This window comes from Photobacterium sp. BZF1, from assembly GCF_014349205.1.
Classification (GTDB): domain Bacteria; phylum Pseudomonadota; class Gammaproteobacteria; order Enterobacterales; family Vibrionaceae; genus Photobacterium.
The window spans coordinates 1-20,396 of the sequence record NZ_JACSOF010000007.1 but is presented as its reverse complement, the minus strand read 5'-3'; the positions used below and the strand labels follow the sequence as shown (position 1 = coordinate 20,396).

Genomic DNA, 20,396 nt, shown 5'->3' with positions numbered 1-20,396 from the left:
CTCAATGTCCAACAACTACGATTCATCAAGTATCAAGGTACTTAAGGGCCTTGATGCGGTACGTAAGCGCCCAGGGATGTATATTGGCGATACCGATGACGGTACAGGCTTGCACCACATGGTATTTGAGGTAGTCGATAACTCTATCGACGAAGCTCTTGCTGGCCACTGTGAAGATATCATCGTCACTATCCACGAAGATGGTTCTGTGTCTGTAAGTGATGATGGTCGTGGTATCCCGACTGAAATGCACCCTGAAGAAGGCGTGTCGGCAGCGGAAGTTATCATGACGGTACTTCACGCCGGTGGTAAGTTCGATGACAACTCGTACAAGGTTTCTGGTGGTTTGCACGGGGTAGGTGTTTCTGTTGTTAACGCCCTGTCCGAAAAAGTTGAGCTAACTATCAACCGTGGTGGTTCTATCCACCAGCAGGTTTACCACCATGGCGAGCCTCAGGCGCCACTGGGTATTATTGGTGAAACCGAGAAAACCGGTACCCGTATCCGTTTCTGGCCGAGCGCAGAGACTTTCAGCAATATTGAATTCCAATATGAAATCCTGGCTAAGCGCCTACGCGAACTGTCGTTCCTAAACTCAGGCGTGTCGATCAAGTTGATTGACGAGCGTGAGGAAGACAAGCAGGACCACTTCATGTACGAAGGTGGTATCCGTGCTTTCGTTGAACACCTTAACCGCAACAAAACGCCAATCCACCCGAAAGTGTTCCACTTCGAGTTTACCCGCGAAGATGGCATCGGTGTTGAAGTGGCGATGCAGTGGAATGATGGCTTCCAGGAAAACATCTACTGTTTCACCAACAACATCCCGCAGCGCGATGGTGGTACCCACCTTGCTGGTTTCCGTGGTGCATTGACCCGTACCCTGAATAACTTCATGGATAAGGAAGGTTATTCGAAGAAAGCCAAAACCGCGACATCGGGTGATGATGCCCGTGAAGGTCTGACTGCGGTTGTCTCGGTGAAAGTGCCAGATCCTAAGTTCTCAAGCCAGACCAAAGACAAACTGGTATCGAGTGAAGTGAAGCCTGCGGTTGAATCAACCATGGGTGAGAAACTGAGCGAGTTCCTGTTGGAAAACCCAGCGGATGCCAAAACAGTTTGTACCAAGATTATCGATGCCTCTCGTGCCCGTGAAGCGGCGCGTAAAGCACGTGAAATGACTCGCCGTAAAGGTGCGCTGGACTTGGCTGGTCTGCCAGGCAAACTGGCTGACTGTCAGGAAAAAGACCCAGCCCTTTCTGAACTCTACATTGTGGAGGGTGACTCTGCGGGCGGTAGTGCCAAGCAGGGTCGTAACCGTAAGAACCAGGCTATCCTACCTCTGAAAGGTAAGATCCTGAACGTTGAGAAAGCCCGCTTCGACAAGATGCTGTCTTCTCAGGAAGTCGCAACACTGATCACCGCGATGGGCTGTGGTATCGGCCGTGACGAGTACAACCCGGATAAACTGCGTTACCACAACATCATCATCATGACCGATGCCGATGTCGATGGTTCCCACATCCGTACGCTACTGCTGACATTCTTCTACCGTCAGATGCCTGAGCTGATCGAACGTGGTCATATCTACATCGCCCAGCCACCGCTTTACAAGGTGAAGAAGGGCAAACAGGAGCAGTACATCCAGGATGACGAGGACATGGGCCAGTACCAGGTTGCTTTGGCACTGGATAATGCTGCGCTGTTTACCGCTGAGGGTGCTCCTGCAATTTCTGGTGAAGCACTGGAATCTTTGGTTAAGCAGTTCAACGGCGCGAACAAGCTAATCGAGCGTATGAGCCGTCGTTACCCGACGCTGATGCTGAACGAGTTTACTTACCAGCCTCGTTTGGCGGCAGAGATGCTTAGTAACGAAGCTGATGTTGAAGCTTGGAGCAAGGCGTTGGTTGCTGCGTTGAATGCTAAGCAATCTGGCGAGAGCCAGTATACCTACGCAGTGGTTCGTGACGAAGAGCAGGGCCTGTACCTGCCGAAAGTGATCGTTCGTACCCACGGTGTGGAACATGAATACCTGCTAAGTGCCGACCTGCTTAACTCGAAAGAGTACGGCAAGCTGGCATCATTGTCAGAAGCTTTGTTCGAACTGCTTGAAGAGTCTGCCTACGTACAGCGTGGCGAGCGCAAGCAACCGGTAAGTAGTTTCAAGGAAGCATTGGAGTGGTTGATTAAAGAGTCCCGCCGCGGCCTGTCGCTACAGCGATACAAAGGTCTGGGTGAGATGAACCCTGAGCAGCTTTGGGAAACCACTATGGATCCTGAAACGCGCCGTATGATGCAGGTAACCATCAACGATGCAGTTGCTGCGGATGAGCTGTTCACAACACTCATGGGTGATCACGTAGAGCCGCGTCGTAACTTCATCGAGGCGAACGCCCTGAATGCGAACCTGGACGTGTAATTAACAGCGTACCTTGATTCAGCTTAGAAACGCCGCACTTAGTGCGGCGTTTTTTTATCTTTGCCATCTTGCTAGAAATGACTTTCAGTAACAAACCGTAGGGGAGGCGGGCTACTCCCTAAGTTTGAACGCAATCAATATTGTTCTTACACTACTTTTTTACCACTATTTATGTCCTTACTGCCCGTCCGTTATTGCGTTGGTGGATGCACGGATAAAAAATTTTATTGCCGGGGTTGGAATCGCGTTGTGATGACCCTATATCTATTTATGAAGAGCAAGGTGCCATAGATTGGGCCTGCGACCGGCTTGTCCGCAGAAGGAAAGCCACTTCGACAATTCAATCGTTTAATATATTGCTTCATAAGAAGGATAAAGTTTATGCGTAACCTAGATTTCACTCCTCTATACCGCTCTGCTATCGGCTTCGATCGCCTATTCAACCAAATGGAGAAATCGGCAACCAACGCAAATGCCGGTTACCCGCCATACAACATCGAACAGCAAGATGAAAACCACTACCGTATTACCATGGCTGTGGCAGGCTTTGCCGACGAGCAATTGGATATTACCCAGCAACAGAACAAATTGATTGTGCGTGGTACCCGCGAAGCAAATGGTGAGGCAGAACGCCAGTACCTGTACCAAGGCATTGCTGAGCGTGACTTTGAGCGTAAGTTCCAGTTGGCTGATTATGTAAAAGTGGTCGGTGCCGAGATGGAAAACGGCCTGCTGCATATTGATCTTGAGCGCGAGATCCCTGAAGAGCAGAAGCCGCGTAAGATTGCGATCAACGGTCGCCGCCTGCTTGAAAGCGAGTAATCCCATATGGTGACAGTATTCCGTTAGAGGTGTGAAAGGTCAGCCAGCGTGCTGGCCTTTTTTTATTCTCCCTTTTCCTAGCCTTTGTTTTAATCGACTATCACTCGTTGGTGGATACCTCCGGCTCATGCCCGGTTAACCTTGAAGTAACGTTTAAGGGGGAACAGCCTGATCAGTTTCAAAGCCAGTACCTTGGTTAGGATGCTCTACGTTTACAAAGGCTACTTGGTAAGGATAGGTCATCCGTTCATCTCCGTAATTAGCTTAAATCCCTGTCTTCCTGTTTCACGTGAAACTTTGCTTGGAAAGATAAAGCTATCTAATAAAGAGCAAACTTCAAGAGAAGCCATTCTTCTTATACCAACAAACCAATGCGATGCTCACATGTTCGAGAAGACTAAACCTGAGAAGGGAGGGCAGGTGATGATGTTATCTGCACGGAATAATTACAGCTAATGGAGTACGAACAGTTTGCTCGTTAGAGATGGAGTCCTGTGTTATCAGCATCATGTCAATAAGGTGCTGGTGGGAGCATACTTAAATGCGTTTGCTTTTGTAGCAAGCCACCTTGTTTATTGAGCTCTTTTGTTGGTGGAGAAAACAAAACAGGCTACCCGAAGTAGCCTGTATAAATTGCATCGATGTAAGCACTGGAGGGTTAGTGCTCCTGGTAGGCTTTTTCTACTTCCTCAGCAATGATAGCAATGCCCTTACGCATTACCTCATCCTCTTGTACGTAGTTCATCCGCAGGCATTCGTGGCCGTGCTGCCAGTCGTCATCAAGGCCAATAAAGAAATATTCCCCTGGCACAATGAGCACCCCCCGGGCTTTCAGGCGGCGATATAATTCCATAGTACTGATTGGCAAATCCTTGAACCATAGCCACAGGAACATCGCGCCTTCGGGTTTGTGGATCCTAAATCGGGAGTCAGTAATAGCCTGTTGTAGCATTTCTACCGCATGCTTGGACTTGCGCAGGTAGAAAGGTTTGATGACATCTTCACTGAGGCGCATTAGGTCATTTTGCTCAATCATCTTGTAACCGATAGCTGGGCCGACACTGCCCGGTGCCAGGCTCAGTACGCCATTCATGTTCGCTATCGCTGTAGCAACTTCCTCGCTGGCAACCACAATTCCGCAACGGACACCGGGCAAGCCCAGTTTTGATAAGCTCATACACAAGATAGTGTTGTCGTTCCAGAATGGAGTGACATCTTCAAAAATAATGTCCGGGAACGGCATGCCGTAGGCGTTATCAATGATCAGTGGGATCTGGTGTTCACGTGCCAACTGGTCAAGGTGGTGGATTTCTTCGTCGGTCAGGACATTCCCCGTGGGGTTGGTCGGGCGCGAGGCACAGATGGCACCGATACTGTCATCAACCACCAGGTGCTTGAAGTCCACATGGTATTTGAACAGGCCATTTTCAAGTAGGCTGATTTCAGGCTTGTATGAGATAAACATCTCTTCGCTCAAACCCGAGTCCCCATAGCCGATGTACTCCGGTGCCAATGGCAGCAAGATTTTCTTCTTTTTGCCGTCTTTGAACTGGCCAGCCAATAGGTTAAACAGGTTGAAGAAGGCGCTTTGGCTCCCGTTGGTCAGCGCGATATTCTTGGCACTGATGTCCCATCCGTAACGGGATTTTAAAAGTTCGGCGAGGGCATTGATAAAAATATTTTTGCCCTGCGGGCCGTCGTAATTGGTCAGTGCCTGCGTCAGCTCACCCGTTGCCGCCATCTGGCTGCAGATCTGGTTGAAGTACTCTACCATTTCAGGGATTTGGGCTGGGTTACCGCCACCGAGCATGATGGCATCGGGGTTGCGTAATCCATCGTTCAAATCATCCATTAACTGGGTGATACCTGAGTAGCGGGCGAACTTGTCACCAAATGTAGAAAACTCCATCTTTACTTCTGACCTCGGGGCGTTGTGTTTATCTTATGCGATATGGTTATGGTTTATGTTGTGCTGTTCGTCAACATACCTTAACAAAGCGTTTTATTAAACCCTTTGTAACACTAGATTCCCTTCCCATCATTTTGCTGCCATCTCAGAGAGGATCTCTGCTTCAATTCATAGTCTAGCTGCGCAGGTTCTGATATTGATTACTATATTGTTCCACGTGAAACGGTGTAGATTTGAAGTGCTATTGTTACTGCGTTTCACGTGAAACAGCGAAGTTGGCGCTGGGTTTAATTTGGCTGGGAACATGATCTTTGTTTAGGAAAGGAAATAGGTGAGGATGAATACTTCGAGGTGCGGCAACGGCCAAAAAAAGCCCCGGGTTAAACCGGGGCTTGAGATTACAATTAGCGAGTTCGCGATTACTTTTGTAGTAGCGAAATATCAGCCACTTTTAGGAACTCGTTACGTAGCTGGTTCAGCATAGTCAGACGGTTCACTTTTAGTTTCTCGTCATCGGCCATAACCATTACGTTATCGAAGAACGCATCAACTGGCTCGCGCAGGTTAGCCAGCTCAGACAATGCTTGCTGGTAATCACCTTCGGCAAAGACAGGTGCAAGCTGTGCTAGTGTTGATGCAATATCAGTCGCCAATGCTTTCTCTGCATCTTCAACCAATAGGCTGCTATCTACATCTGCCGCCAGCTCACCGTCAAATTTCGCTAGGATGTTACCTACACGCTTGTTAGCAGCAGCCAGTGATTCAGCAGCATCTAGAGAGCGGAAGTGGGTTACCGCTTTAACACGCTTGTCGAAATCAGCTGGTTGGGTAGGACGTAGTGCCAGTACCGCCTGGATAACATCCACGCTGTGGCCTTCGTCCTGGTACCAAGCACGGAAGCGGCCTAGCATGAAGTCGATCACTTCGTCTGCCACATTGGCGTTAGTTAGCTTATCGCCGAATAGTGATTGCGCTTTGGCAATCAGGTCAACCAAGTCTAGGTTGTAGCCTTTCTCAACGATGATGCGCAACACACCCAGTGCAGCACGGCGAAGGGCAAATGGGTCAGAGCCTTTAGGAGCCTGGCCAATACCAAAGATACCCACTAGCGTATCTAGCTTGTCTGCCATTGCAACGGAAGCTGAAACACCAGTGCTTGGTAGTTCGTCACCGGCAAAACGTGGCATGTATTGCTCGTTTAGTGCTAGTGCCACTTCTTCTGCTTCACCATCATGGCGAGCGTAGTGCATGCCCATTACACCCTGGGTATCGGTAAATTCGAATACCATAGAGGTCATTAGGTCACACTTGGCTAGCAGGCCAGCACGCTTGGCGTTAGTCACATCGGCATCGATCTTCTCGGCAATGTAACCAGCTAGCTCTGTGATACGGTCAGTCTTGTCTTTGATGGTACCCAGCTGCTTCTGGAAGATAGCCGTTTCTAGTTCAGGCAGACGATCGATCAGCGGGCGCTTACGGTCGGTGTTGAAGAAGAACTCTGCATCAGCAAGGCGAGGGCGGACAACTTTCTCGTTACCTTCGATGATTTGCTGAGGATCTTTCGAGATGATGTTGGTTACGAAGATGAACTTCGGTACCAAGTTGCCTTCAGCGTCGTAAACCGGGAAGTACTTCTGGTCACCTTTCATGGTGTAAACCAGCGCTTCAGACGGAACGTTGAGGAAGTCTTCCTCGAAAGATGCAGTCAATACTACTGGCCATTCAACCAGAGACGTGACTTCTTCGACTAGCTCATCTTCAAGGTCAGCTTTACCACCAACCGCTTCAGCTGCTTTCTGGGCATCCGCTAGGATGATAGCTTTACGTGCTTCGTAATCAGCCATTACCTTGCCGCGCTCTTCCAGGATAGCTGGGTACTGATCGGCATTGTCGATAGTAAACTCAGCTTCGCCCATGAAACGGTGGCCACGGATAGTGCGTGCAGATTCAACGCCCAGAATTGTACCAGGGATCAATTTGTCACCCAGTAGCATGGTCAGGGTTTTAACCGGACGGATAAACTGGGTGTCTTTGTCGCCCCAGCGCATTGGCTTAGGGATTGGCAGTTTGGCTAGGGCATTGGCCGCCATGTCACATAGCAGTGCGTCAGCCGCTTGGCCTTTGACTTCTTGCTTGAACAGTAGCCACTCGCCTTTGTCGGTAACAAGACGGTCAGCTTGGTCAACGGTAATGCCGTTACCACGCGCCCAGCCTTGAGCCGCTTTGGTTGCATTGCCTTCAGCATCGAATGCCACAGAGACAGCAGGACCACGCTTTTCAACCACCTTGTCAGGTTGGTTTTCAGCAAGGCCAGCTACCTTTAGCGCAAGGCGGCGAGGGGAAGCAAACCACTTCACACCCTGGTGTGGGAGATCCGCTGCTTTTAACTCAGCTTCGAAGTTGGTCGCAAACGCTTCAGCCAATGTGCGTAGTGCCGTTGGCGGTAGCTCTTCGGTACCAAGTTCAATAAGGAAATTGTGTTCAGCCATGCGTGATCCTTACTTGTCTGTTTTGCACATTGGGAAGCCGAGTGCTTCACGTGAAGCATAGTAAGCTTCAGCCACTTGCTTGGTGAGGTTACGGATACGCAGGATGTAGCGCTGACGCTCTGTAACAGAAACAGCTTTGCGTGCATCAAGAAGGTTGAATGCATGGCCTGCTTTTAGAATACGTTCGTAAGCAGGTAGCGGTAGAGGTTTCTCTAGTGCTAGTAGCTCCTGACACTCTTTCTCGCACTGGTCGAAGAAAGTGAAAAGGAAGTCTACGTCTGCGTATTCAAAGTTGTAAGTCGATTGCTCAACTTCGTTCTGGTGGAAGATATCACCGTATGTCACTTTACCTAGCGGGCCGTCTGTCCAGACTAGGTCGTACACCGAGTCAACACCCTGGATGTACATTGCAAGACGCTCGATACCGTAAGTGATTTCGCCTGTTACCGGCTTACACTCAAGGCCACCGACTTGCTGGAAGTAAGTGAACTGGGTCACTTCCATGCCGTTTAGCCATACTTCCCAGCCAAGACCCCAAGCACCTAGTGTTGGGTTTTCCCAGTTATCTTCTACGAAACGGATATCGTGGACTTGGGTGTCGATGCCAAGGGCTTCTAGTGAACCTAGGTATAGCTCCTGGATATTGTCCGGTGATGGCTTGATGATCACCTGGAACTGGTAGTAGTGCTGAAGGCGGTTCGGGTTTTCACCGTAGCGGCCATCAGTAGGTCGGCGCGATGGTTGTACATACGCTGCTGCAATAGGTTCTGGACCCAGAGCACGAAGACACGTCATAGGGTGAGAGGTACCTGCACCTACTTCCATGTCCAGAGGTTGCACAATAGTACAACCCTGTTGGCCCCAGTAATCCTGCAGCGCGAGGATCATGCCCTGAAAGGTTTTAATATCGTATTTCTGCATTGTCAGCTTCGCGTGATTAATGGATTGAGAGATTTTTAGTAACAATCCAGTATACCTCGGCAGCCTCGTAGCTAGTAGGGGGAGTGCATGTTTTTTGGCCATCTTTGGTGAATTTGCTTAAATTAATAGGCTTGGCTTGTCAGGGTATGAAGTTTTTTGACATTGTTCTGATATCAGCTCTCTGCAGGCAGATACAATATTGCCGCCAATGAACAGCTTTGGCTTGCCAAAGACGCTGCACACAATGACATCGGCCTAGAGCCGAGAATAAGAAAGGTAAACAATATGGATTTGACTAATCGCGCTAAATCTAGCAAATGGATTCGTAACCTGGTGTTTGCTACGGCAACGGCTGTGGTTGCGACAGGTTGTTCAACAACTAACCCTTACACAGGTGAAGATCAAACAGCGAAAGCGACCAGTGGCTCAATCATTGGTGCGGTGGCTGGTGCTGCTATCGGTGCTGCGTCTTCGAGCAAGAGCGACCGTGGTAAGGGTGCCCTGATTGGTGCGGCTTCCGGTGCTGCGCTGGGTGGCGGTATCGGTTACTACATGGATGTGCAGGAAGCTGAACTGCGCAAACAACTGCAATCTACCGGTATCAGCGTAACCCGTGACGGCGACAATATTGTCCTGAACATGCCTAACACCATTACCTTTGGTGTTGATGACACCGCGCTGAGTGGCCAGGCTAAGAACGCCCTTAGCAGTGTGGCCTTGGTGGCCAAAGAATACGATGAAACCATGCTAAATGTTTACGGTTTTACTGATAGTACAGGTGCGGCATCTTACAACCTACGCCTGTCCCAGGTTCGTGCTAGCGAAGTAAGTAACGAGCTGATGCGTGGTGGTGTAGCCAGCAACCGTATCGTGACCAAAGGTATGGGTGAATCACACCCGATCGCGTCTAACGAAAACGAGCAGGGCCGTGCCCAGAACCGCCGAGTAGAAATCGTGCTGTCTCCTCAAGGTTAATTCCACAAGAATTATCTTGGTTGGAAAAAGGGCCCTAATGGGCCCTTTTTTGTACCTTGTACTTAGCCTGAGCTATGTGTAGAATTGCCGCACCTTTGGGGAGTAGCCTCTTGTCCTGACAAGACAAGCGTCAACATAATTGAAGCAAAATCTTCATGGCGTTTGTGACTCACGTTTATCCTACTAGTGAGTTTGGCGAGACCATCGGTAAACCAGCATGAACCGGGGTGGGGCATGTGCGTTTACCTGTGGTTTTTTTAAATTTTCCTCGCCCCGAAGAGCATGTCGTGAGTGTTTTAGCTATCTCTATTACGTCGGTTGCCTTGGCAGAAATTGGCGATAAAACCCAATTGTTGTCTTTGCTGCTTGCTAGCCGCTACCGCAAACCAATCCCTATTATTCTGGCGATCTTCTTTGCCACTATTGCCAACCATGCATTGGCTGCCTGGCTCGGTGTGGTTGTTGCTGACTACCTAACGCCAGAAGTACTTAAGTGGGTATTGGTGGTGAGCTTTGTCGTTATGGCCGGCTGGATTCTGATCCCTGATAAGCTCGATGATGACGAGGAGATCTCCAACCGTGGGCCGTTTGTCGCGAGTTTCATTGCCTTTTTCATTGCCGAGATCGGTGACAAGACCCAAGTCGCTACGACTATGCTTGGCGCGAAATACAGTGATGCACTGATGTGGGTAGTATTGGGGACGACGATTGGTATGTTGTTGGCCAATGTACCAGTAGTATTGATCGGCAAGTTGTCCGCTGATCGTATGCCGTTAGGTTTGATTCGAAAGATCACAGCGGCCTTGTTCTTCGGTCTTGCTGTTGCCGCCGCGTTCGGCATGTAACTTTCGCTAACCGTGTTCCACGTGGAACATCCCGGTTCACAAGCTAAGATGACACTATGATAACAACCACTTAAATTGTGAGCATGGCAGCAGTGCCGGGGAAGTTGGCGTGATATGTTGGTACCAGTACCTTTGGACGGTTGCCGCTGTATAGGAGGGGGTTATGAACCGTTTTCTTGCAATATCGCCCCAGAGTCAATTCTGGTTATTCAACTTTGCGTTGGCGCTGAATATTCTTGGTATGGTATTGACAGATATGTGGTTGCCGATGGTGGTTGGTGCCATTGTGACGACGTACCTCTCGGTAGATGCCTTGGTTAGGCTGCGTTATGTCCTGCCGATGAAGAAGGAAATCCGCGAACTTCGCCACGAGCTCGATAAAGCTAACCGCCAACTGCGAGATTCTTACCGTAATGAGGATTGAGCCTTGAAGGTTCCCGAATAGTAAAAAGGCAGCTCGATGAGCTGCCTTTTTTTGATCGGTTAGTTGGTGCCTTTTCTTATTAAGTATCGGTAAGGCAGGCTGTCGGTGTCAGCCGCAATCAGGGTGTGATCCATGAATCGGCAAAAACTTGGAATATCCCTAGTCGTAGAAGGGTCATCGGCAGTGACGAGCAGGGTATCGCCTTCGGCCATTTTCCTTACGGTTTTACGCACCATCATCACAGGCTCCGGGCAGCGAAGTCCTTCTGCTTCCAAGCTGTGGGTGGGATTGTCAAAAATAGCGGTCATAGCATCTACATCTTCTGTTGAAGACAGTGATCATACTTATGGGCAAGAATTAATCAATAAGGGTTGGCAAATCAAAACAAAACGTGTAACGTTATTAACAAGTCATTAACGTTTGTCTTCTGAAGGATTAGGAGGAACTATGTTGACTCAGATGGATCGCCTGACTATTTACAGCGTACTTTGCTTCATTACGTTTTGCTCTCTGATGCTACGTGCGCCGAATGAGACCAGTTTTATTGCGCTTGGTGGTTTGATTGCCGCCGCGCTAGGACTTTGGCTAGAGCTCACCAATTCTCCCGAGCTCGAGGAAGAAGAAAGCTAACACTGCACATCTACTACACTCCCCCAGTTTTCTTGGGCTTCCCCGCTTATATAGCGGGATTTTTTTTATCTGGACGATAAAATAATACCAGACTGAGTCATATCCTGTTTGGAATGACGCCAAACTTTCCTGCCAAGGTAAGCCATTGTGGAATTAGAAGACATCTATCGCCGTGATTTGAATTTGCTGGTGGCGTTGCGGGTACTGATCGAGGAAAGCAGTGTCAGCAAGGCTGCGACCCGCTTGAACCTGAGCCAGTCGGCCATGAGTCGGGTGTTGGGGCGATTACGCGACTTGCTAGGCGATCCGCTGTTTACCCGTCAGGGCCAACACTTGATCCCGACCGAAAAAGCACTGGAGTTCGACCGGGCATTGGGTGAGCCTTTGGAATCCCTGCGCCAGTTGTTGTCTCCGGTCGAATTTGACCCGCGTAGTTGCGATCAGACCTTCGCCATAGCGACGACTGATTACGCCATGCAGACCATATTGCCGTTTGCCCTGCCGCGTATATATCAGGAGGCACCGGAGGTCTCGTTTGAGTTCTTGCCTCTACAGCATGACAGGTTGGCCGATCAGCTGACCTATGAAGGGGCTGATCTTGCGATTTGCCGTCCGACCGGGCCGGTTGAACCACTGCGCAGTGAGATATTGGGGCGCGTGGGTGTATTGTGCCTGCTCTCCAAGCATCACCCGTTGGCCGACAAAGAGATGAGCCTGTCAGATTATCTCGCTCATCCCCACGCGATGATTGCAATTAGCGACGGGGTAAAAGCACTGATTGAGCAAGCCTTGGTAGGTCAGCCCAAACGCAAGATGGTCTTGCGAGCCTACCACCTGGAGGCGGCATTGGCGATTGTCGATACCATGCCGCTGATCATTACCGTGCCTGCGGATTTGGCTTACCTGGTTGCAGAACGCTACGACTTGGTGGTCAAACCCTTGCCGTTTGCCTTTACGCCGTTTGATTACTCGATGATCTGGCACCCGCGCTGCGAACATTCGCCAGCCCAGGAGTGGTTAAGGGCGATTGTCAAAGAGGAATGCAGCCGACTGATCGCCAAGCGTATTGATGATATGGGGTTGGAGTAAATAGTAGAAAGCCGGGATAAACCCGGCTTTAATAATTTGTGTTACGTTCGCAGTAGCCGTTACAGCTTGATCACGACACGGCCGGTGACCTGGCCATTGGTAATGTCTTCGGCATACTGAGGCGCGGCATCAAGCTCAACTTCAGTACAAGCCTGCTCGTAGAAGCTCTCTGGTAGTAGCTCAACCAGTTTTTCCCACGCTGCGATACGCTTTTCAGTTGGGCACATTACCGAGTCGACACCCTGCAGGCGTACGTTACGCAGGATGAACGGCATAACGGTTGTTGGCAAATCAAAACCACCTGCTAGACCACACGCGGCAACTGCGCTGTTGTAGTCCATTTGTGCCAGTACTTTCGATAGTACTTTGCTACCAACGGTATCGACAGCACCTGCCCATACTTGTTTTTCTAGCGGGCGTGCTGGCTCTTCGAACTCGCTACGGTCGATAACACGGCTAGCACCAAGTTTCTCCAGCAGCGGACCATTTTGTTCAACACGGCCAGTGACAGCCGCCACTTTGTAGCCGAGTTGGGCCAATAGGGTTACCGCGACCGAACCTACACCACCACTGGCGCCGGTCACTAGGATCTCACCGGCTTCTGGTTTGATATCGGCATCCAGTAGCGCTTGTACACAAAGCATGGCGGTGAAACCGGCAGTACCGACCATCATGGCTTTCTTGCTATCCATACCGGTTGGTAGGGGAACGAGCCAATCCGCTTTCAGGCGGGCACGCTGTGACATACCGCCCCAGTGGTTTTCACCCACACCCCAGCCAGTTAGCACGACTTTGTCACCGGTTTGGTAGCGTGTATCTTCAGAGCTGACGACAGTACCGGCTAGGTCGATACCCGGCACCATAGGGAAGTTGCGGATGATCTTACCTTTACCTGTGATGGCCAAGCCGTCTTTGTAGTTCAGGGAAGAGTAATCAACATCGATCAGGACATCACCTTCAGGAAGGTGGCTGTCGTCCAACTGTTCGATTGTCGCAATTGTTTTTTTCTCTTCTTGGTTTAGAACCAGTGCCTTAAACATAGGGATGCTCCGAATTAATACAAGCGTCTTAAGTGGTTATGAGTGTAGACCTGAAATAACTATGAATAAAATGAAAGTTAGTCATTTAATCTATGTAAAGTACACATGTTAGGTGTAGATCAAAAAAAGCCCGCCGGAGCGGGCTTTTTTTATACGCAAAGATTACTCAACCCGTTCAAAAACAGTGGCAATCCCCTGGCCTAGACCGATACACATTGTTGCCAGCCCGAACTGGACATCGTGGTGTTCCATCAGGTTGATCAGGGTGGTGGAAATACGCGAGCCCGAGCAGCCTAGTGGGTGGCCGAGGGCAATGGCCCCACCATTGAGATTGACCTTCTCTTCTACCACATCCAACAAACCGAGATCTTTGGCACATGGGAGTGACTGGGCCGCAAAAGCTTCGTTGAGCTCCACCATACCGATATCTTCAATGGATAGACCGGCGCGTTTCAACGCTTTCTGGCTGGCCGGTACCGGTCCATAGCCCATGATGGATGGATCGCAGCCGGCAATCGCCATCGCCTTGACCCGGGCACGAATAGTCAGGCCAAGGGCCTTGGCTTTGTCTTCGCTCATTACCAACATGGCTGATGCGCCATCCGACAGGGCCGAGGAAGAACCGGCAGTGACGGTACCATTGGCAGGATCGAATACCGGGCGTAGTGCCGATAGTGACTCTGCGGTTGTTTCCGGGCGAATGACCTCATCATGGTTCAATAGGGTCAACCGACCATCCGCATCATGGCCTTCGGTTGGGTAGATCTCGTTGGCAAACCGGCCCTCGATGGTCGCGGCATGGGCTCGTTGGTGGGAGCGGGCGGCAAACGCATCTTGCATTTCACGGTTGATGCCGTGCATCCGGCCGAGCATTTCGGCGGTAAGCCCCATCATGCCCGCAGCCTTGGCGACGGATTTCGATAGTCCCGGATGGAAGTCGACACCATGGTTCATTGGTACATGGCCCATATGTTCAACACCACCAATCAAACAGGTATCAGCGTCACCCACCATGATGGCGCGGGCGGCATCGTGGAGCGCCTGCATCGAGGAGCCACACAAGCGGTTGACGGTCGTCGCGCCGACAGTGTGGGGAATACCGGCCAGCAACGCCGCATTTCGGCCAACGTTGAAGCCCTGCTCGAGTGTTTGTTGGACACAGCCCCAGTAGATATCTTCGATACTGCCAGGGTCGACCTGTGGGTTGCGAGCCAGCAGGCCTTTCATCAGATGGGCAGATAAATCTTCAGCGCGTACATGGCGGAAAGCGCCGCCTTTAGAGCGTCCCATCGGGGTACGGATACAATCAACGATTACAACGTTATTCATTTTCAATTCCTCATCCTTAAGCCATGGTTACGCGTTGCTCGGTACTGGGTAGTAACGGTCGTTTTGCTCTGCTTTCTCACGCAGGCCTGCCGGTACTTCGTAAACGGCACCAAGGTGGGCATAGCTATCAGCCAACTGGACATAATTGGCAAGGCCGAGGGTATCGAGATAACGGAAAACACCACCACGGAATGGAGGGAAGCCGAGGCCATAAACCAATGCCATATCGGCTTCTGCCGGGCTGGCAATGATCCCTTCCTCGAGGCAGCGCACCACTTCGTTGATCATTGGGATCATCATTCGGGCGATGATCGCTTCGGCATCGTACGGTGTCGCATTACCGGTTACCGGGGCAATTAAATCACCAACGTCAGGATCCGCCGTTTTCTTCGGCTTGCCCTTGCGGTCGATACTGTAGGCGTAGAACCCTTTGCCATTCTTCTGGCCGTAGCGTTCATTTTCGAACATCACATCCACACCGTCTTTGTAGTCTTTGCCCATACGCTCTGGGAAGCCTTCGGCCATCACGGCCTGGGCATGGTGCGCGGTATCAATACCGACGACATCCAAGAGGTAGGCAGGGCCCATTGGCCAACCGAACTGTTTCTCCATGACTTTGTCGATCTGCTGGAAGTCAGCTCCGTCACGCAATAGCAGGCTGAAACCGGCAAAGTAAGGGAATAGCACGCGGTTGACGAAGAACCCCGGGCAGTCATTGACCACGATAGGGGATTTGCCCATTTTGGCGGCATAGGCCACCACGCGGTTGATGGTTTCATCGGATGTGTGTTCGCCTCGGATGATCTCAACCAGCGGCATGCGATGTACCGGGTTGAAGAAGTGCATGCCGCAGAATTTTTCTGGGCGTTTGAGCGACTTGGCCAGCAAGTTGATTGGTATAGTGGAAGTATTTGAGGTGATCACTGTATCGTCGCCCACCAGGCCTTCGACCTCACCGAGCACGGCGGCTTTGATTTTCGGGTTCTCGACCACGGCTTCTACCACTACATCGGCCTCTTCGGCACCAGCATAATGCAGGCTCGGAGTGATCCCACCGAGTACTTTAGCCATACCAAGACCATCAATACGGCCGCGTTCGAGTTGTTTGTTCAATAGTTTAGCCGCTTCACCCATGCCCAAATCCAGTGAAGCGTCGCTGATGTCTTTCATCAATACCGGTACCCCTTTGAGGGCGGACTGGTAGGCGATACCGCCCCCCATGATCCCAGCACCTAATACCATAGCCTTGCTGGTGGGTTGTCCGGCTTTAGCCGCTTGCTTGGCTTGGCCTTTGATGTATTGGTCGTTAAGGAAGATCCCGACCAGTGACTGGGCTACATCGGTTTTGGCAAGAGTGACGAAATGCTTGTTTTCAATCTTCAGTGCTTCATCACGCTCACAACGGGCTGCTTCCTCGATGGTTTTGACTGCGGCCATCGGCGCGGGGTAATGAGGGCCGGCTACTTGGGCTACCATACCCTTGGCCATGGTAAAGCTCATGGTCGCTTCGATTTTGTTCAGCGCCAATGGTGCTTTTTTCTGTGCTCGGCGGGATTGCCAGTCCAGTTTACCGGCGATGGCATCTTTCAGCATAGCCAGTGCTGCAGAGTGCAGTTGCTCTGGCTCGACAACACCATCCACAATACCGAGTTTGAGGGCATCGAGGGCTTTCTTGTCTTTACCGGCAGTAATGATTTCCATTGCCGAATCAGCGCCGATCAGGCGTGGCAGGCGAACGGTACCACCGAACCCCGGCATGATACCGAGTTTGGTTTCTGGTAGGCCAATACGTGCTTTGCTATCTGCCAAGCGTAAATCGGTCGCCAAAATACATTCACAACCACCGCCCAGGGCGTGGCCATTAACCGCTGACAGGGTCGGAACCGGTAAGTCTTCCAATTTATTGAAGATGTCGTTGGCATGGGTGACCCACTGCGACAACTCCTCGGCAGGTTTGGCAAATAGGCCAAGGAATTCGGTGATATCAGCGCCTACCACAAAGGCATCTTTGCTTGAGGTTACTAGTAGCCCCTTCAAATCACTCTGATGGTAGAGCGCATTGAGGGCTTCATTGAAGCTTTCCAGGGTTTTGAGGTCGAACTTGTTGATTGCGCCGGGTGCATTGAGGTTAAGCTCGGCGATGCCATCTTCCAGATAGCGAACGGATAGGGTTTCACCTTGGTAAATCATCTTCTATCTCCATGAGTTCCAGTCTGTGCCGGATTTGATTTAACTGGTTTGACCTGTCAGTAGGTTAAATAATAGTCTGAACCTGTTGTGCAACGATTACAATACCTATTTTAAACATTTGTTTAACTTTTGGTGTGGTTGAAAGCATCACTGGATGTGGTTTTTGAGTCTTTGTGCAGCTTGTTTGCTTTATTTTCAGTTGCTTAATGGGGTGTTGGGATGAAAGGGGAGAGGTGGTGTTATGTTGTTTTTTTGTTGTAATGAGTAAATTATAGATAGCAAGGCGCATATTTTTATGCTCGGAGCGGTAGTTGTTATTCCACCAAAGGATTTTGTTTTTATTCATTCCCTTTAGCCCTTGTCCTGTCCAGTGGATACAGCAACTACCGGTGATATGGTATCCTGAGAGATTCCATCAATAACAGAGAAATACGGCAGCATATGACCGTCAGTGAGCCTTACCTGATCCCGGCTAGCAGTGCGACTTTCGAAGAAGAAATCAAGAAAAGCCGCTTTATTACCTATCTGGCACACACTCCGAGCGTCGAGGCTGCCAAGGCGTTTGTCCAACACATCAAAGATAAGCATCATGATGCCAGGCATAATTGCTGGGCATTTGTTGCCGGGCGGCCCGAAGACTCGATGAAGTGGGGTTTCAGTGATGACGGCGAACCATCCGGAACGGCGGGAAAGCCGATCCTGGCCCAACTGAGTGGTTCTGGCGTTGGGGAGATCACTGCAGTGGTGACCCGTTACTCGGGAGGAATAAAACTCGGTACCGGTGGTTTGGTCAAAGCCTATGGTGGCGGGGTTCAGCAAGCGCTAACTGTGCTACAAACCAAAGAAAAGTTAATAACTTCAGAACTGCTGATCAGCTGCGAGTATAATCAGGTATCGCTGGTGGAGTCATTGGTGACAGAGTTTGCCGGCCAGCAGGTTGAAGCGGACTATGGCCAACAGGTCACTTTGGTGATTGAACTTGATCGTCGCCAGGTCGAGGCATTCAGTGCGACACTTTTCAGTCGCAGTGGCGGGCAGGTGAGTGCAGTCGATCGTTCAGAGCCGTCCTGTTAACTTTTCACTACTATATATGAGAGCCGATTAGGCAATGCAATTTCGTTCCATAATCCGGATTGTCGGGCTACTGCTCGCCTTGTTCAGTGTCACCATGCTGGCACCAGCCCTTGTGGCATTTATCTATCGCGACGGTGCTGGTCTGCCATTTGTCGTGACCTTTTTCCTCCTGTTCGCAGGCGGTGCATTGCTATGGGTGCCTAACCGGCACTATCGTAGGGAATTGAAGGCGCGGGATGGCTTCCTTATTGTGGTGCTGTTCTGGACCGTAATCGGCAGTGCCGGTGCTGTTCCCTTCATCCTGGCCAAAACCCCCGATCTCTCAGTGACCGACTCCTTTTTCGAATCTTTTTCGGCCCTGACTACCACAGGGGCGACCGTGATTGTCGGACTGGACTACCTACCTAAGGCGATATTGTTCTATCGCCAGTTGCTACAATGGTTTGGCGGTATGGGGATCATTGTATTGGCCGTCGCCATTCTACCGGTACTGGGAATCGGTGGTATGCAGCTGTACCGGGCTGAGATCCCGGGGCCGGTCAAAGACAGCAAGATGACACCGCGTATTGCCGAGACCGCCAAGGCGCTGTGGTACATTTACCTTGCCTTGACGATTAGCTGCGCCTTGGCCTTCTGGTTGGCTGGAATGACAGCATTCGATGCCATAGCCCATAGCTTCTCGACGGTGGCTATCGGTGGTTTTTCTACCCATGATGCCAGTATGGGGTATTTCAACAGCCCGACGATAAACATGATCACCGTGGTGTTCCTGCTGATTTCGGCCTGTAACTTCTCATTGCACTTTGCGGCTTTTGCCAATGGTGGCATTCACCTGCGAACCTATTGGCGTGACCCTGAATTCCGGGCTTTCTTTGCATCCCAGTTGATTTTGTTCCTGATCTGTTTCGGCATGCTGCTCAAGCACCATTCCTATAACTCATACCATGATGCGTTTGATCAGGCGCTGTTCCAAACCGTGTCTATATCAACCACGGCAGGCTTTACCACAACCGGGTTCTCTGAATGGCCACTGTTTTTGCCAGTCTTGCTATTGTTCTCATCGTTTGTCGGCGGCTGTGCGGGATCGACGGGTGGCGGTATAAAGGTTATCCGGATGTTCCTGCTGTTGCTGCAAGGGGTCAGGGAACTCAAGCGATTGGTTCACCCGAGAGCGGTATATACCATCAAGGTCGGTAATAAAGCTCTACCACAGCGAGTTGTCGATGCGGTTTGGGGATTCTTCTCGGCGTATGCTTTGGTGTTTGTGATCTGTATGTTGGCCTTGATTGCTACCGGTTTAGACGAACTCACGGCATTCTCCGCTGTTGCGGCAACCTTGAACAACCTGGGCCCGGGTCTGGGCGAGGTGGCGGTGCATTTTGGTGAAATTAACGATCCTGCCAAGTGGGTGCTGGTCATCGCAATGTTGTTTGGCCGCTTGGAAGTCTTTACCTTGCTGGTGCTATTTACTCCTACGTTTTGGCGTAGTTAACAATTGATAAGGAAACATCGTGGAAAAAGTCTTATTACTTCATTCGAGCAGCGATGGTCAAACCATCAAAATTTTGCACCATATAGAGAAGACGCTGGGCGAGGGGTATCAGTGTGAGTTGGCTGATGTCAATGAGCTACCAGCCGTTGCTTTCGACCAGTATGACCGTATCTTGGTGGGGGCTTCTATTCGTTATGGCCACCTTAATAAAAAGCTGTATCAATTTATCGATCAGAACCTCGCGGCATTGAAGCAACATAAAGTTGGCTTTTTCTGTGTAAACCTGACAGCCCGTAAAGAAGGGAAGAATACACCTGAGACGAGTGTCTATATGAAGACGTTCCTCAAGAAGTCGCCATGGCAACCCGCTTTGCAAGCCGTTTTTGCCGGAGCATTGCGTTATCCACGGTACGGTTGGTTTGACCGAGTGATGATCCAGTTCATTATGCGCATTACTGGTGGTGAAACCGATACCAGTAAGGAAGTCGAATATACGGATTGGCAAAAAGTAGAGGCGTTTGCAGACCAGTTCAAAGCCTTTTAAGCTGGCTTTTTGATGGTTTTGGCTGTTTTTTGTTCGAACTGTCAAGTTTGGTTGTTTTTTTTAAAAAAGACCCTTGCCAACGTGATCGAACTCTCTATAATGCCACCTCACTGACACGGAGCACGGCAACTTAAGCCGCTAACCAATCAGTATTGTTCTTTAACAATTTGACCATGCAATCTGTGTGGGCACTCGTGAAATGAT

18 protein-coding genes and 1 riboswitch are annotated in these 20,396 nt (G+C 50.4%); of the genes, 10 read left to right on the top strand and 8 right to left on the bottom strand.

The genetic code is table 11. The features are described from left to right. The first annotated feature begins 4 nt into the window (after positions 1 to 4). Both gyrB and ibpA read left to right on the top strand, forming a co-directional pair. Positions 5 to 2,419 (top strand): DNA topoisomerase (ATP-hydrolyzing) subunit B, encoded by a 2,415-nt coding sequence (gyrB, locus tag BIZ37_RS02470; RefSeq protein WP_187460162.1) that lies wholly within the window; start codon positions 5 to 7, stop codon positions 2,417 to 2,419. Between the two features lie 381 nt (positions 2,420 to 2,800). After that, positions 2,801 to 3,241 (top strand): small heat shock chaperone IbpA, encoded by a 441-nt coding sequence (gene ibpA, locus BIZ37_RS02465; RefSeq protein ID WP_107300853.1) that lies wholly within the window; start codon positions 2,801 to 2,803, stop codon positions 3,239 to 3,241. Positions 3,242 to 3,899: 658 nt separating this feature from the next. On the opposite strand, the gene BIZ37_RS02460 is transcribed toward ibpA, so the two are convergent. From BIZ37_RS02460 to glyQ, 3 genes are all read right to left on the bottom strand, one after another. Next, positions 3,900 to 5,150 (bottom strand): valine--pyruvate transaminase, encoded by a 1,251-nt coding sequence (locus tag BIZ37_RS02460; RefSeq protein ID WP_187460161.1) that lies wholly within the window; start codon positions 5,148 to 5,150, stop codon positions 3,900 to 3,902. A 419-nt stretch (positions 5,151 to 5,569) separates the two neighbouring features. After that, entirely contained in the window at positions 5,570 to 7,639 is a 2,070-nt protein-coding gene (gene glyS / locus BIZ37_RS02455; RefSeq protein WP_107300855.1) for a glycine--tRNA ligase subunit beta, read from the bottom strand. A 9-nt stretch (positions 7,640 to 7,648) separates the two neighbouring features. After that, a complete protein-coding gene (glyQ, locus tag BIZ37_RS02450) occupies positions 7,649 to 8,560 on the bottom strand; it encodes a glycine--tRNA ligase subunit alpha (RefSeq protein WP_187460160.1) in 912 nt (303 codons plus the stop codon). A gap of 285 nt (positions 8,561 to 8,845) precedes the next feature. On the opposite strand from glyQ, the gene BIZ37_RS02445 reads away from it, so the two are divergent. The 3 genes from BIZ37_RS02445 to BIZ37_RS02435 all read left to right on the top strand — a co-directional run bounded on the left by BIZ37_RS02445 (position 8,846) and on the right by BIZ37_RS02435 (position 10,804). After that, a complete protein-coding gene (locus tag BIZ37_RS02445) occupies positions 8,846 to 9,535 on the top strand; it encodes an OmpA family protein (RefSeq protein WP_107300868.1) in 690 nt (229 codons plus the stop codon). Positions 9,536 to 9,625: 90 nt separating this feature from the next. Next, positions 9,626 to 9,728, top strand: a riboswitch (yybP-ykoY riboswitch). A gap of 94 nt (positions 9,729 to 9,822) precedes the next feature. Continuing rightward, entirely contained in the window at positions 9,823 to 10,380 is a 558-nt protein-coding gene (locus BIZ37_RS02440) for a TMEM165/GDT1 family protein (protein ID WP_107300856.1), read from the top strand. 163 nt (positions 10,381 to 10,543) lie between these two features. Further along, the gene (locus tag BIZ37_RS02435) at positions 10,544 to 10,804 is read left to right on the top strand and encodes a hypothetical protein (RefSeq protein ID WP_107300857.1); all 261 of its coding nucleotides are present in this window, start codon (positions 10,544 to 10,546) and stop codon (positions 10,802 to 10,804) included. 59 nt (positions 10,805 to 10,863) lie between these two features. Here the strand turns inward: BIZ37_RS02435 and tusA are convergent, their stop codons facing one another. Further along, a complete protein-coding gene (gene tusA, locus BIZ37_RS02430; RefSeq protein ID WP_107300858.1) occupies positions 10,864 to 11,112 on the bottom strand; it encodes a sulfurtransferase TusA in 249 nt (82 codons plus the stop codon). A gap of 139 nt (positions 11,113 to 11,251) precedes the next feature. Here tusA and BIZ37_RS02425 point away from each other — a divergent pair, with 139 nt between their 5' ends. Further along, complete coding sequence (locus tag BIZ37_RS02425; protein ID WP_107300859.1) at positions 11,252 to 11,434, top strand: hypothetical protein; 183 nt, start codon at positions 11,252 to 11,254, stop codon at positions 11,432 to 11,434. Positions 11,435 to 11,581: 147 nt separating this feature from the next. After that, entirely contained in the window at positions 11,582 to 12,523 is a 942-nt protein-coding gene (locus BIZ37_RS02420) for a LysR family transcriptional regulator (RefSeq protein ID WP_187460159.1), read from the top strand. Positions 12,524 to 12,582: 59 nt separating this feature from the next. On the opposite strand, the gene BIZ37_RS02415 is transcribed toward BIZ37_RS02420, so the two are convergent. The 4 genes from BIZ37_RS02415 to BIZ37_RS02400 all read right to left on the bottom strand — a co-directional run bounded on the left by BIZ37_RS02415 (position 12,583) and on the right by BIZ37_RS02400 (position 17,428). Continuing rightward, a complete protein-coding gene (locus BIZ37_RS02415; protein WP_187460158.1) occupies positions 12,583 to 13,563 on the bottom strand; it encodes an MDR family oxidoreductase in 981 nt (326 codons plus the stop codon). 162 nt (positions 13,564 to 13,725) lie between these two features. Continuing rightward, a complete protein-coding gene (gene fadA / locus BIZ37_RS02410) occupies positions 13,726 to 14,892 on the bottom strand; it encodes an acetyl-CoA C-acyltransferase FadA (protein WP_187460157.1) in 1,167 nt (388 codons plus the stop codon). 27 nt (positions 14,893 to 14,919) lie between these two features. Continuing rightward, on the bottom strand, positions 14,920 to 17,082 hold the full coding sequence (fadB, locus tag BIZ37_RS02405; RefSeq protein ID WP_187460156.1) for a fatty acid oxidation complex subunit alpha FadB: 2,163 nt from the start codon (positions 17,080 to 17,082) through the stop codon (positions 14,920 to 14,922). A gap of 64 nt (positions 17,083 to 17,146) precedes the next feature. Beyond that, entirely contained in the window at positions 17,147 to 17,428 is a 282-nt protein-coding gene (locus BIZ37_RS02400; RefSeq protein ID WP_187460155.1) for a hypothetical protein, read from the bottom strand. 95 nt (positions 17,429 to 17,523) lie between these two features. On the opposite strand from BIZ37_RS02400, the gene BIZ37_RS02395 reads away from it, so the two are divergent. The 3 genes from BIZ37_RS02395 to hemG are packed head-to-tail and all read left to right on the top strand — an operon-like array spanning position 17,524 to position 20,192. Beyond that, a complete protein-coding gene (locus BIZ37_RS02395; protein ID WP_187460154.1) occupies positions 17,524 to 18,156 on the top strand; it encodes a YigZ family protein in 633 nt (210 codons plus the stop codon). A gap of 34 nt (positions 18,157 to 18,190) precedes the next feature. Continuing rightward, on the top strand, positions 18,191 to 19,648 hold the full coding sequence (locus BIZ37_RS02390) for a TrkH family potassium uptake protein (protein WP_107300865.1): 1,458 nt from the start codon (positions 18,191 to 18,193) through the stop codon (positions 19,646 to 19,648). A 19-nt stretch (positions 19,649 to 19,667) separates the two neighbouring features. Next, positions 19,668 to 20,192, top strand: a complete 525-nt coding sequence (gene hemG, locus BIZ37_RS02385; protein ID WP_187460153.1) for a menaquinone-dependent protoporphyrinogen IX dehydrogenase — start codon at positions 19,668 to 19,670, stop codon at positions 20,190 to 20,192. The last annotated feature ends 204 nt before the right edge of the window (positions 20,193 to 20,396 follow it).

What these genes read in the sequence shown, in the direction of transcription:
- gyrB (WP_187460162.1), top strand. Translation starts at nt 5, where the DNA reads ATGTCCAACAACTACGATTCATCAAGTATCAAGGTACTTAAGGGCCTT.
- ibpA (WP_107300853.1), top strand. Translation starts at nt 2,801, where the DNA reads ATGCGTAACCTAGATTTCACTCCTCTATACCGCTCTGCTATCGGCTTC.
- BIZ37_RS02460 (WP_187460161.1), bottom strand. Translation starts at nt 5,150, where the DNA reads ATGGAGTTTTCTACATTTGGTGACAAGTTCGCCCGCTACTCAGGTATC.
- glyS (WP_107300855.1), bottom strand. Translation starts at nt 7,639, where the DNA reads ATGGCTGAACACAATTTCCTTATTGAACTTGGTACCGAAGAGCTACCG.
- glyQ (WP_187460160.1), bottom strand. Translation starts at nt 8,560, where the DNA reads ATGCAGAAATACGATATTAAAACCTTTCAGGGCATGATCCTCGCGCTG.
- BIZ37_RS02445 (WP_107300868.1), top strand. Translation starts at nt 8,846, where the DNA reads ATGGATTTGACTAATCGCGCTAAATCTAGCAAATGGATTCGTAACCTG.
- BIZ37_RS02435 (WP_107300857.1), top strand. Translation starts at nt 10,544, where the DNA reads ATGAACCGTTTTCTTGCAATATCGCCCCAGAGTCAATTCTGGTTATTC.
- tusA (WP_107300858.1), bottom strand. Translation starts at nt 11,112, where the DNA reads ATGACCGCTATTTTTGACAATCCCACCCACAGCTTGGAAGCAGAAGGA.
- BIZ37_RS02425 (WP_107300859.1), top strand. Translation starts at nt 11,252, where the DNA reads ATGTTGACTCAGATGGATCGCCTGACTATTTACAGCGTACTTTGCTTC.
- BIZ37_RS02415 (WP_187460158.1), bottom strand. Translation starts at nt 13,563, where the DNA reads ATGTTTAAGGCACTGGTTCTAAACCAAGAAGAGAAAAAAACAATTGCG.
- fadA (WP_187460157.1), bottom strand. Translation starts at nt 14,892, where the DNA reads ATGAATAACGTTGTAATCGTTGATTGTATCCGTACCCCGATGGGACGC.
- fadB (WP_187460156.1), bottom strand. Translation starts at nt 17,082, where the DNA reads ATGATTTACCAAGGTGAAACCCTATCCGTTCGCTATCTGGAAGATGGC.
- BIZ37_RS02400 (WP_187460155.1), bottom strand. Translation starts at nt 17,428, where the DNA reads ATGAATAAAAACAAAATCCTTTGGTGGAATAACAACTACCGCTCCGAG.
- BIZ37_RS02395 (WP_187460154.1), top strand. Translation starts at nt 17,524, where the DNA reads ATGACCGTCAGTGAGCCTTACCTGATCCCGGCTAGCAGTGCGACTTTC.
- BIZ37_RS02390 (WP_107300865.1), top strand. Translation starts at nt 18,191, where the DNA reads ATGCAATTTCGTTCCATAATCCGGATTGTCGGGCTACTGCTCGCCTTG.